Raw genomic sequence first — 11982 nt, forward strand, 5'->3', positions numbered from 1 at the left:
GCGGACGATGCCTGATATGTCGAGGACCCGGCCCCCGACTCAGCGCGGCGGAATCCGCAGGTGTCCGCGCTGCATCGCGTCCCTGACCTCGCCGACCAGCTCCTCGAGGATGTCCTCGAGGAAGACAGCACCCACGACGACGGTGTGACCGGATTCACCCGTCTGCTCCACCCGGGCCACGTGCACCCCCGAGCGCTGCATCGCCGCGAGCGCCTCCTCGACCTCGTCCCCGGGGGCGACCACCGCGGTGGTGCGCACCCGCCAGGCCGGCACCGGCAACCGGCGGGACTCCCCGTCGGCGTAGAGCACGTCCTTGACATGCAGGTAGCCGGTGGGGGCGCCGTGGGCGTCCAGCACCGGGAACCGGCTGAAGCCGGTCTTGGCAACCAGCCGCTCCACCTCCTCCGGCGTCACGTCCACCGGGACGGTCACCAGCTGGTCGCGCGGGATCATCACCTCGGCCGCGGTCCGGTCGGAGAACTCCAGCGCACCGGACAGCAGGCCCTGCTCGTCCTCCAGCAGACCCTCCGCCTGCGACTGCTCGACGATGGACTGCACCTCCTGTGCGGTGAAGGCGGAGGCGACCTCGTCGCGCGGGTCGACCCGGAACAGGCGCAGCACGTGGTTCGCCAGCCAGTTCAGCGCCGTGATGATCGGCTTGACCACCCGGCCGAGCCAGACCAGCGGCGGCCCGAAGACCAGGACCGCACGATCCGGGCCGGAGACCGACAGGTTCTTCGGCACCATCTCGCCCAGCACCACGTGCAGGTAGACCACCAGCAGCAGCGCGACCACGAAGCCGATCGGGTGCGTGAACTCGCTGCCGACACCGAGGGCGTGCAACGGCCCCTCGATCAGGTGCGCGATCGCCGGTTCGGCGACCACACCGAGGGTGGTCGAGCAGATCGTCACGCCGAGCTGGGCGCAGGCCAGCATCAACGACACGTGCTCCATCGCCCACAGCACCGTCTGCGCGCGGCGGTCACCGGCGGCCGCGAGCGGCTCGATCGCCGAGCGACGCGCGGAGATGATCGCGAACTCGGCGGCCACGAAGAACGCGTTGCCGGCCAGCAACAGCACCGCCAGCACCAGGGCCACGGTCGGGTTCACTCGGTCACGTCCTCGTCCTGCGGCAGCACGACGACCCGGTCCACCCGGCGCCGCTGCATCGACTCCACCGTGAGCTCGATCCCGGGCAGACGGACCGTGTCACCGACCTCCGGCACCCGGCCCAGCTCGGCCATCACCAGACCACCCAGCGTCTCGTAGCGGGCATCGTCCGGGACCACCAGCCCGGTCTGCTCGGTCAGCTCGTCCGGGCGCAGCAGCCCGGAGACCACCCAGGCGCCGTCGGCCCGGCGGGAGGCGGCGGTGCGGCGGCGGTCGTGCTCGTCCGCGACGTCACCCACCAGCTCCTCGACCACGTCCTCCAGCGTGACCACCCCGGAGGTGCCGCCGTACTCGTCCACCACCACGGCCATCTGCAGGCCCTGCTCGCGCAGCTCCACCAGCAGCGGACCGAGGTGCACGGTCTCCGGCACCCGGGGCGCCTCGACCATCAGCGCCGCGGCCGGGACCTCACCGCGTCGCTCGTAGGGCACCGCGATCGCCCGGCGCAGGTGCACCAGGCCGATGATGTCGTCCGAGTCCTCGCCGAGCACCGGGAAGCGGGAGTGCCCGGTCTCCCGGGCCAGCCGGATCACCTCGGTCGCCGGGTCCTCGCGGTCCACGGTGACGATCCGCTGCCGGTCGGTCATCACATCCACCGCCGACAGGTCGGTGAACTCGATCGAGTTGGTCAGCAGGGTGGCAGTCGACTCGTCCAGGGTGCCGACCTGCGCCGAGCGCTTGACCAGCGCGGCCAGCTCCTGGGGCGAGCGCGCGCCGGACAGCTCCTCGCGCGGCTCCACCCCGAACCGGCGCAGGATCGCGTTCGCCGACGAGTTGAACAGGGAGATCAGCGGCCGCAGCCCGGTGGTGAACCCGTGCTGCAACGGCGCGACGAACCGCGCGGTGCCCATCGGACGACTGATCGCGAAGTTCTTCGGGACCAGCTCGCCGAACAGCATCGAGAACCCGTTCACCAGGATCACCGTGATCACCCCGGCCACCGCGACGCCCGCCGCCTGCCCCAGGGTGCCGGTCAGCGCGCCGCCGAGCAGCCGGTTCACCGCCGGCTGGGTGGTGTAGCCGAGCAGCACGGTGGTCAGCGTGATGCCGACCTGCGCGCCGGACAGCTCAGTGGACAGTCGCCGCAGCGCCTTGAGCACCGTGTTGCCCCGGCGGTCATCGGCCCGGGTCTCCTTGGCGACCACCCCGGGGTCCAAGGTCACCAGGGAGAACTCACTGGCGACGAAGAGGGCGGTCCCCGCCGTGAGCAGCACGCCGAAGAGGATCAGCAGCCAGTCGGTCAGCACCGGTCACCGCCGGTCACATCGTGAGGAGGAACAGTTCTGAGGAAGCCGGCGCGACGCCGGCCACGACTTGAGCTGGGCATGGTCGCAGCATCATACGAAAACCTCCACACCCGTGTGCCACGCTGAGTCCATGACCTTTGCCACTCGCCCCGGGTCCCCGGCGGCATCCTCCGGTCCGGGTGCCGTCACCGCCACGGTGCTCGTCGTCGAGGACGAGCCCGCCATCGCCACCGCCGTCGCACGTCGACTGGCGGCCGAGGGCTACCAGGTCGAGACGGTCGGCGACGGTCTCGCGGCGGTGGACGCGGCCACCAGGATCCGCCCGGACGCCGTGGTGCTGGACGTGATGCTGCCCGGCATCGACGGCCTGGAGGTCTGCCGCCGGATCCAGGCCGACCGCCCGGTTCCGGTGCTGATGCTCACCGCCCGCGACGACGAGACCGACATGCTGATCGGCCTCGGCGTCGGCGCCGACGACTACATGACCAAGCCGTTCTCCATGCGCGAGCTGGTCGCCCGGGTCAAGGCCCTGCTGCGGCGCCAGCAGCGCGCCGCCCTCGCCGCCGAACAGGCCAGCACCACCAGCGGTGCCGAGCCGCCGGTGACCATCGGCGACCTGGTGATCGACCGGGCGCAGCGCCGGGTGCACCGGGCCGGCACCGAGGTGCACCTGACCCCGACCGAGTTCGACCTGCTGCTGGCCCTGGCCGCCAGCCCGCGCACCGTGCTCACCCGCGAGCGTCTGCTGGCCGAGGTCTGGGACTGGGTGGACGCGTCCGGCACCCGGACCGTCGACTCCCACGTCAAGGCGCTGCGGCGCAAGCTCGGCGCCGACCTGATCCGCACCGTGCACGGCGTGGGCTACGCACTGGAGCCCGCCACCGGCACCGACGATGAGTGACCGGTGACCGGCACGCCCCGCCGTGACCGCGAGCGACCGATCGCGGCGGCGACCTCGCTGCCCCGGCTGCCGGACGTGCGGCCGCTGGACCGGTTCAAGTCGCTCAAGATCAAGCTCGGGGTGCTGGTCGCCGCGTCCTCCGGTGTGGCGGCACTGCTCACCTGGTTCGGGCTGAACAACACCCTCGGCCCCACCCGGACCTTCCCGGTGGTGCTGGTGATCGTCCTGGTCTTCACCCAGTTGCTCGCCCGCGGCATGACCTCTCCCCTGCGCGAGATGACCTCGGCCGTGCGGTCGATGGCCGCCGGTGACTACACCCGCCGGGTGCGGGCCACCTCCCGGGACGAGGTCGGGCAGCTCGCCGAGGCGTTCAATCGGATGGCCGACGAGCTGGAGCAGACCGACACGATCCGTCGCGAACTGGTCGCCAACGTCTCGCACGAGCTGCGCACCCCGGTGACAGCGCTCCAGGCGTCGCTGGAGAACATCGTCGATGGGGTGGACGACCCCGACCCGGAGACGATGAAGGCCGCCCTCGCGCAGACCCAGCGCCTGAGCCGCCTGGTGTCCACGCTGCTCGACCTGTCCCGCCTGGAGGCCGGTGCGGTCGAGCTGAACCTGACCGATGTGCCGCTACGCGAGTTCCTGGAGGAGGCCGCCAGCGAGGGTCGGCTGGTCGGCGCCAGCAAGGCGCTGACCTTCCCCGTGGTGGTCGAGCCGGAGAACCTGGTGATCCCCGCCGACCGCGAGCGCCTGCACCAGATCCTGGCCAACCTGGTGCAGAACGCCGTCCGGCACTCCCCCGTCGGCGCGGAGATCCGACTGGAGGCGCACCGCTCCGGCGGCTGGGTGCGGCTCGACGTGGTCGACCAGGGTCCGGGCATCCAGCCCGATCAGCGCGAGCGGGTCTTCGAGCGGTTCGCCCGGGGCAACACGCCGGCGATCACCGGGCAGATCTCCACCGGTGGCACCGGGCTGGGGCTGTCGATCGTCCGCTGGGCGGTGAACCTGCACGGCGGGACGGTGGGGGTGGCGGACACCCCGGTGGGCTGCACGATGCGGGTGATGCTGCCGTCGCGGCGGCAGAGTCGGCGCAGCGGCGGGAGTCCCGCGACCAGCGGATAGGCACTTGTTCTACCCCCAGTAGAACAGCTACGGTCGACCGCATGACCGCTCCGGCCATCGAGATCCGCCACCTGACCAAGACCTTCGGCCCCGTGCGCGCCGTGGACGACCTGAACTTCACGGTGGCCCCCGGCCGCGTGACCGGCTTCCTGGGCCCGAACGGCGCGGGCAAGACCACCACGCTGCGGATGCTGCTGGGCCTGGTCTCCCCCACGTCGGGGACCGCCACCATCGGCGGTCAGCGCTATGCCGAGCTCGACCAGCCGTTGCGCGCGGTGGGCGCCGCCCTGGAGGCGAGCGACTTCCATCCGGGCCGGACCGCCCGCGACCACCTGCGGGTGTCGGCGCCGAAGGCCGGGGCGAGCGACGCGCGGGTCGACGAGCTGCTGGAGCTGGTCGGACTGGGCACCGCGGCGACCCGCCGGGTCGGCGGCTTCTCCCTGGGCATGCGGCAGCGACTCGGACTGGCGGCCACACTGCTGGGCGACCCGCCCGTGCTGTTGCTCGACGAGCCGGCGAACGGGCTGGACCCGGAGGGGATCCGCTGGTTGCGGGACCTGCTGCGCAGCCTGGCGGCCGAGGGCCGGACGGTGCTGGTGTCCAGCCACGTGCTGTCCGAGGTGCAGCAGACGGTGGACGACATCGTGGTGATCGCCCGGGGCCGTCTGGTGCACGCCTCGACGTTGCCGGAGCTGGTGGCGATGGCCGAACACCGCGTCGTCGTGCGCACGCCGAACCCGGCCGGGTTGCACGCCCTGGCGGAGCGCTCGGGCTGGACGGCCCGGGCCGGACACGAGGGCGCGGTGGAACTGAGCGGCGTCGACCCGGCGACGGTGGGCCATGCGGCCTTCACGGCCGGGATCGAGCTGCACGAACTCAGCAATCGCGGGGCATCACTGGAGGACGTGTTCCTCGGCCTGACGGCCCCGGCAGCATCGACCGAGGGGGCGACCCGATGACCGACACCCTGCGGGCCGAGTACCGCAAGCTCGTCACCACCCGGCTGTGGTGGGTGCTGCTGCTGACCATGTTCGCCTACATGGTGTTCATCGCCGCGGTGATGGCCTTCGCGCTGACGGCATCGCCCGGCTCCGGGGTGGAGACCGACCTCCCGGCAGCGACGATGGACGACAGCACGGCCGCGATCACCATCTACACCCTGGCCGCGGCCCTGGGTTTCGTGTTCCCCCTGCTGGTCGGGGTGCTGTCGGTGACCGGCGAGTTCCGGCACCACACGATCACCCCGACCCTGCTCGCCGAGCCGAACCGCACCCGGCTGATCGTGGCGAAGCTGCTGGCCAGCGTGCCCCTCGGCGTGCTGTTCGGGTTGGTCGGCGCCCTGGCGACCACCGGGACCGGCGCGGCGGTCCTGGCGGTGATGGACCACCCGACCATGCTGACCGACCCGCAGGTGCTGGGATCGGTCGGTCGCACGGCACTGGCCCTGACGGTCTGGTGCGTGCTCGGCGTCGGACTGGGCTGCGTCCTGACAAATCAGGTGCTGGCCATCGTCGCGGTGCTGGCGTTCACCCAGTTCGTCGAGCCGCTGGCCCGGCTGCTGTTCGGCCAGATCGATGCGCTCTCCGGTGTGGCGGCGTTCCTGCCCGGTGCCGCCGGTGAGGCGATCAGCGGCGGGTCGTTCTACAGCCAGGCCGGTGCCGGTGACCTGCTGCCGGGCTGGGCGGGTGCGGCGGTGCTGATCGGCTACGCGGTGCTGTTCGCGCTGATCGGGCGACTGACCACCTTCCGCCGGGACATCAGCTAGACGTCAACCGGTCGGCCAGCGCCGCCAGCGGACCGATGGCGGAGCGGATCGCCTGCGCGTCCGCGGCGTCGAGTTCCGCCAGCGCGGAGGCCAACGTCTCGGCCCAGCTCGCCTCGATGGGCTCGCGACGACCGGCGCTGCGCGCGGTGGTGGTCAGTCGCACGACGCGCCGATCGGCCTCGTCCGGGTGTTTCTGGACCAGACCGCGCTCGATCAGGCCCCGCACCGCTGCGCTCGCGTTGCTCTGCCGCAGCCCGAGCCCGCGGGCCACCTCCCCCAGCGACGACGAGGGTCGGCGATCGAGGAAGCGGACGATCTGGAACTCGGTGGGCGGCAAGGGCTCGACGTCGTCGGCGGGGGGTTCGGCGTGCCGGAGCGCCCAGGACAGATCGTGGACGGCGGACCCGAGGCGGCGCAGCGCTGCGGTGGACATGGCACCAGCTTACCGATTACTTATGAACTGATATACAGTCCGCTGCCATGTCCGTCACCACCGCGCCGCCGCGCACCGCACCCCTCGGCACCGGCCTGCCGCTCGCCGTCACGACCGTGCTGGCATTCCTCACCGCCGTCGCACCGCTCGCCACCGACATGTACCTGCCGGCCTTCCCCGGCATGGCCCAGGACCTCGGCACCACCGCCTCGGCGGTGCAACTCACCCTGACCACGTTCATGATCGGGCTGGCCATCGGACAACTGGTGATCGGCCCGCTGTCCGACCAGCGCGGACGGCGAGGGCTGCTGATCCTCGGCACCGCGGTGTTCACCCTCGCCGGTGCCGCCTGCGCACTGGCACCGAACATCGGCGTCCTGATCGGCGCCCGCTTCGTGCACGGCTTCGCGGGAGCGGCGGGGATCGTGCTCGCTCGCGCCGTCGTCGCCGACCGGGCCAGCGGTGCCGCCGCCGCCAAGCTGTTCGGCCTGATGATGATGATCCAGGGCATCGCCCCGGTCGCCGCCCCGCTGCTCGGCGGCGCGCTGTCCGAGGCGATCGGCTGGCGCGGGATCTTCTGGGTGCTGACGGCGATCAGTGCCGTGATGCTGGCCTGCGTCCTGACGCTGGTGCCGGAGACCCTGCCGCGCGAGCGGCGCACCACCGGCGGGCTGCGGACCACCGCCGCCGATGCCCGCCGGGTGCTGAGCAACCGCCGCTACCTCGGCTACACCGGCGCGATGGTGTTCGGCTTCGCCGGGATGTTCGCGTACATCTCCGCCTCGCCCTTCGTGCTGCAGAACGTGCTCGGGCTGTCGGTCGGCTGGTACTCGGTCGCCTTCGCGGTCAACGCCCTGGGCATCGCGGTCGCCAGCGCGGTGAACGCCCAGCTGGTCGGACGGTTCCGGCCGCTCGCTCTGCTGCGCACGGGTGTGATCGCCCTGGTGGTGGTCGGCGTGCTGCTGGTGGTGGACGCGACGGTCCTCGGCCTGCCACTGTGGCCGACCCTGATCCTGCTGTTCGCCTCCACCGCGAGCCTCGGCCTGGTCGCCGGGAACGCCACGGGCCTGGCCACCGACGAGGCATCCGGTGCGGCCGGGACCGGATCGGCGGTGATGGGCGCGTTGCAGTTCGCCCTCGGTGCCGCCGTGTCGCCGGTGGTCGGGCTGGCGGGTGAATTCTCGGCCGTGCCGATGGCGGTCACGATGATGGTCGTCGCCCTGCTCGCAGCGGGCTCCCTGGGGCTGGCCCGGACCCGTTCTTGACCTCTCTTGACATCAAGACAACTCGTGGATGATGTGCCCTTGAGCAGGCACGGAACCCGCCCGGCGCGTTCACCCGCCCGGTGAGGAGAGTGTGCTCCGGACCACGTATGGTGGCCGGGACAGAACCGGCGATGACGCGGTCCGATCGACCGCGGAGGAAGTGGGCGATCCTCGCGTGTCCCAGCAGGCGGATCCAGACGTGAACCGAGCCGATTTCGGCGCGAACGCGTGGCTGGTGGACGAGCTCTACGAGCAGTACCTCCAGGACAAGAACGCGGTCGACCCCGCGTGGTGGGAGTTCTTCGAGGGCTACCGGCCCTCCCCGCCGGACGGGACCGGCTCCGGTGAGGAGGCGACCCCCGCGAAGCCGGAGCTGTCCGAGCCCCCCACCCCCACGGCCAAGCACCCGCAGCCGCAGGCGAAGACCGCCGAGCCGGAGACGAAGTCCCCGGGCACCCCGGCCCAGCCGAGCGAGCCGACCGACGTGTCCAACCCGCCGACCGCGCCGATCGCGACCGCGCAGCCGGCCACCGCCGCGTACGCGGCCCAGGCGCGTTCCGACCAGCCGGAGCCGGAGCCGGAGCCCACCGACGAGGTGCAGCGCCTGCGCGGCCCCGCGGCCCGGGTGGTCACCAACATGGAGGCCAGCCTGGAGGTGCCCACCGCCACGTCGGTGCGCGCCATCCCGGCCAAGCTCCTGGTCGACAACCGGATCGTCATCAACAACCACCTCGCCCGCGGGCGGGGCGGCAAGGTGTCCTTCACCCACCTGATCGGCTTCGCGCTGGTCGAGGCGGTGGGCGAGATGCCGTCGATGAACGCCGCCTACACCCTGGTCGACGGCAAGCCCGGTGTGATGAGCCCCGCGCACGTCAACCTGGGCCTGGCCATCGACCTGGCGAAGCCGGACGGCACCCGCCAGCTCCTGGTCCCGAGCATCAAGAAGGCCGAGACCCTCGACTTCGCCCAGTTCTGGTCCGCCTACGAGGACGTGGTCCGCCGCGCCCGCGGCGGCAAGCTCGGGGTCGACGACTTCGCCGGGACCACGATCTCCCTGACCAACCCCGGCACGATCGGCACCGTGCACTCGGTGCCGCGGCTGATGGCCGGCCAGGGCGCGATCATCGGCGTCGGCGCGATGGACTACCCGGCCGAGTTCGCCGGGACCAGCGACGAGCAGCTGAACAAGATGGGCGTCTCCAAGGTGCTCACCGTGACCAGCACCTACGACCACCGGATCATCCAGGGCGCCGCCTCCGGCGACTTCCTGCGCATCCTGGCCCGCAAGCTGCTCGGCGAGGACGGCTTCTACGACCGCGTGTTCACCTCGCTGCGGGTGCCCTACGAGCCGATGCGCTGGGTGCGCGACGCCGGGCACGACCCGGACGCCGAGGCGATCAAGCCCGCCCGGATCGCCGAGCTGATCCACTCCTACCGCTCGCGCGGCCACCTGATGGCCGACACCGACCCGCTGGCCTACCGGCTGCGCAAGCACCCGGACCTGGACATCCAGAACCACGGCCTGAGCGTCTGGGACCTGGACCGGGCCTTCCCGACCGGCGGCTTCACCGGCAAGCCCCGGGCCACCCTGCGCCAGGTGCTGGCCCTGCTGCGCGACTCCTACTGCCGCACCACCGGCATCGAGTACATGCACCTGCAGGACCCGCGGCAGCGTCGCTGGCTGCAGGAACGACTGGAGTCCGGCTACGCGCCCACCCCGCGCGAGGACCAGCTGCGCATCCTGCGCCGGCTGAACGGCGCGGAGGCCTTCGAGACCTTCCTGCAGACCAAGTATGTCGGCCAGAAGCGGTTCTCCCTGGAGGGCGGCGAGTCGCTGATCCCGCTGCTGGACGCCATCCTGTCCCGGGCCGCCGAGGGCGGGCTGGACGAGGTCGCGATCGGCATGGCCCACCGTGGTCGCCTGAACGTGCTGGCGAACATCGCGGGGAAGTCCTACGGCCAGATCTTCAGCGAGTTCGAGGGCAACCAGGACCCGAAGTCGGTGCAGGGCTCCGGTGACGTGAAGTACCACCTCGGCACCGAGGGTCACTTCACCGCCGAGTCCGGTGCCACCACCCGGGTGTACCTCGCCGCGAACCCCTCCCACCTGGAGGCGGTCGACCCGGTGCTGGAGGGCATCGTCCGGGCCAAGCAGGACCGGATCGACCTCGGCGGCGACGGCTTCTCCGTGCTGCCGATCCTGATCCACGGCGACGCGGCCTTCGCCGGGCAGGGCGTGGTCTTCGAGACCCTGAACCTGTCCCAGCTGCGCGGCTACCGCACCGGCGGCACCGTGCACGTCATCATCAACAACCAGGTCGGCTTCACCACCGGGCCGAGCAGCTCGCGGTCCTCCCAGTACGCCACCGACGTGGCCAAAGGTCTGCAGGTGCCGATCTTCCACGTCAACGGCGACGACCCGGAGGCCTGCGTCCGCGCCGCCGAGCTGGCGTTCGAGTACCGCGAGCAGTTCGACCGGGACGTCATCATCGACCTGGTCTGCTACCGGCGTCGCGGCCACAACGAGGGCGACGACCCCTCGATGACCCAGCCGCTGATGTACAACCTGATCGAGGCCAAGCGCTCGGTGCGCAAGCTCTACACCGAGTCGCTGGTCGCCCGCGGGGACATCACCCTGGAAGAGGCGGAGCACGTGCTGCGCGACTACCAGGCACAGCTGGAGCGGGTCTTCGCCGAGACGCGCGAGGACGGCTGGACTCCCCCGCCCGCCGACGCCGAGCCGGTCGCCGGGCTGGAACGCCCGGAGTCCCAGCGCGAGGACGCCGGGGTCATCATCGGCTGGCAGACGGCGGTGTCCGCCAAGGCGCTGGAACGGATCGGCGCCGCGCATGTGCGCGCCCCGGAGGGCTTCACCGTGCACCCGAAGCTGGCCCAGTTGCTGGCCAAGCGGGAGCAGATGTCCCGCGAGGGCGGTGTGGACTGGGGCTTCGGCGAGCTGCTGGCCTTCGGGTCCCTGCTGATCGAGGGCACCCCGGTGCGACTCGCGGGGCAGGACTCGCGGCGTGGCACCTTCGTCCAGCGACACGCCGTGCTGCACGACCGCAACACGGGTGCCGAGTGGACCCCGCTGCTGTACCTCTCCGGCGACCAGGCGAAGTTCTGGGTGTACGACTCCTCGCTGTCCGAGTACGCGGCGCTGGGCTTCGAGTACGGCTACTCCGTCGAGCGGCCGGACGCGCTGGTGCTCTGGGAGGCCCAGTTCGGCGACTTCGTCAACGGGGCCCAGACCGTGATCGACGAGTTCATCAGCTCGGCGGAGCAGAAGTGGGGCCAGCACTCCAGCGTCGTCCTGCTGCTGCCGCACGGGTACGAGGGCCAGGGGCCGGACCACTCCTCCGCCCGGATCGAGCGGTTCCTCCAGCTGTGCGCCGAGGGCAACATGGTGGTCGCCCAGCCGACCACGCCCGCGTCGTACTTCCACCTGCTGCGCCGCCAGGCCTACGCCCGGCCCCGTCGACCCCTGGTGGTGTTCACCCCCAAGTCGATGCTCCGGCGCAAGGAGGCGGCCTCGCCGATCGCCGACTTCACCTCCGGCACGTTCCGCCCGGTGATCGGCGACGAGCAGGCACAGGCCGAGGCCGTGGACCGCGTGCTGCTCTGCTCCGGCAAGATCTACTGGGATCTGGTCGCCCAGCGGGAGAAGCTCGGCGACCACCGCACCGCGATCCTCCGGGTGGAGCAGCTCTACCCGCTGGACGTGGAGTCGATGCGGGCAGCGCTCGCGCCCTTCGACGGGGCCGAGCTGGTCTGGGTGCAGGACGAGCCGCGCAACCAGGGTGCCTGGGGCTACCTGTCCCTGGCGCTGCCGCAGCTGGTCGGCGCACCGGTGCGGGCGGTCAGCCGTCCGGCCTCCGCGTCCACCGCCGCCGGTACCGCCAAGGCCCACCAGGCCGAGCAGGCCGAGCTCCTCGCGGAGGCGTTCGCCCGCTGACCCGGGCAGCGGCGGGGGTGGGGACGAACCGTCCGCACCCCCGCCGCTCGGTCCGGCCCGGTCCGGCCCGGTCCGGCCCGGTCCGGCCCGGATCCACCCCGGGGTCGCGCGTCGGAATCGCCCG

9 protein-coding genes are annotated in these 11982 nt (G+C 71.8%); 6 read left to right on the forward strand and 3 right to left on the reverse strand.

Annotated features, from left to right (window positions below; genetic code table 11):
• Nucleotides 1-39: 39 nt before the first annotated feature.
• Nucleotides 40-1110, reverse strand: a complete 1071-nt coding sequence (locus HGK68_RS11465) for a hemolysin family protein (protein ID WP_169166076.1) — start codon at nucleotides 1108-1110, stop codon at nucleotides 40-42.
• Nucleotides 1107-2417: a hemolysin family protein gene (locus tag HGK68_RS11470; RefSeq protein WP_169166077.1), complete on the reverse strand. Its 1311-nt coding sequence runs from the start codon at nucleotides 2415-2417 to the stop codon at nucleotides 1107-1109. Before HGK68_RS11470 ends, HGK68_RS11465 begins: the two co-directional genes overlap by 4 nt.
• A 130-nt stretch (nucleotides 2418-2547) precedes the next feature.
• On the opposite strand from HGK68_RS11470, the gene HGK68_RS11475 reads away from it, so the two are divergent.
• Genes HGK68_RS11475 through HGK68_RS11490 form a run of 4 tightly spaced genes read left to right on the forward strand, consistent with a single transcriptional unit; the run spans nucleotide 2548 to nucleotide 6208 of the window.
• Complete coding sequence (locus tag HGK68_RS11475; protein WP_169166078.1) at nucleotides 2548-3318, forward strand: response regulator transcription factor; 771 nt, start codon at nucleotides 2548-2550, stop codon at nucleotides 3316-3318.
• A gap of 3 nt (nucleotides 3319-3321) precedes the next feature.
• Nucleotides 3322-4443 carry a sensor histidine kinase gene (locus HGK68_RS11480; RefSeq protein ID WP_246260315.1) on the forward strand — a complete coding sequence of 374 codons (1122 nt, stop codon included), beginning with the start codon at nucleotides 3322-3324 and terminating at the stop codon, nucleotides 4441-4443.
• Nucleotides 4444-4484: 41 nt separating this feature from the next.
• Nucleotides 4485-5402 (forward strand): ABC transporter ATP-binding protein, encoded by a 918-nt coding sequence (locus tag HGK68_RS11485; RefSeq protein WP_169166079.1) that lies wholly within the window; start codon nucleotides 4485-4487, stop codon nucleotides 5400-5402.
• Nucleotides 5399-6208: an ABC transporter permease gene (locus tag HGK68_RS11490; RefSeq protein ID WP_169166080.1), complete on the forward strand. Its 810-nt coding sequence runs from the start codon at nucleotides 5399-5401 to the stop codon at nucleotides 6206-6208. The genes HGK68_RS11485 and HGK68_RS11490 overlap by 4 nt, the downstream gene beginning before the upstream one ends.
• Here HGK68_RS11490 and HGK68_RS11495 read toward each other — a convergent pair.
• Nucleotides 6201-6641, reverse strand: coding sequence for a MarR family winged helix-turn-helix transcriptional regulator (locus HGK68_RS11495; RefSeq protein ID WP_169166081.1), 441 nt, complete (start codon nucleotides 6639-6641; stop codon nucleotides 6201-6203). The two genes, HGK68_RS11490 and HGK68_RS11495, sit on opposite strands and share 8 nt — an antisense overlap.
• A gap of 47 nt (nucleotides 6642-6688) precedes the next feature.
• Between HGK68_RS11495 and HGK68_RS11500 the strand changes: the two genes are divergently transcribed.
• Together HGK68_RS11500 and HGK68_RS11505 are read left to right on the forward strand one after the other, a co-directional pair.
• A complete protein-coding gene (locus tag HGK68_RS11500) occupies nucleotides 6689-7906 on the forward strand; it encodes a multidrug effflux MFS transporter (RefSeq protein ID WP_169166082.1) in 1218 nt (405 codons plus the stop codon).
• A 199-nt stretch (nucleotides 7907-8105) separates the two neighbouring features.
• Entirely contained in the window at nucleotides 8106-11858 is a 3753-nt protein-coding gene (locus tag HGK68_RS11505; RefSeq protein ID WP_425483648.1) for a multifunctional oxoglutarate decarboxylase/oxoglutarate dehydrogenase thiamine pyrophosphate-binding subunit/dihydrolipoyllysine-residue succinyltransferase subunit, read from the forward strand.
• Nucleotides 11859-11982 lie beyond the last annotated feature (124 nt).

Source organism: Cellulomonas taurus, assembly GCF_012931845.1.
In the GTDB taxonomy this organism is placed as follows: domain Bacteria; phylum Actinomycetota; class Actinomycetes; order Actinomycetales; family Cellulomonadaceae; genus Cellulomonas; species Cellulomonas taurus.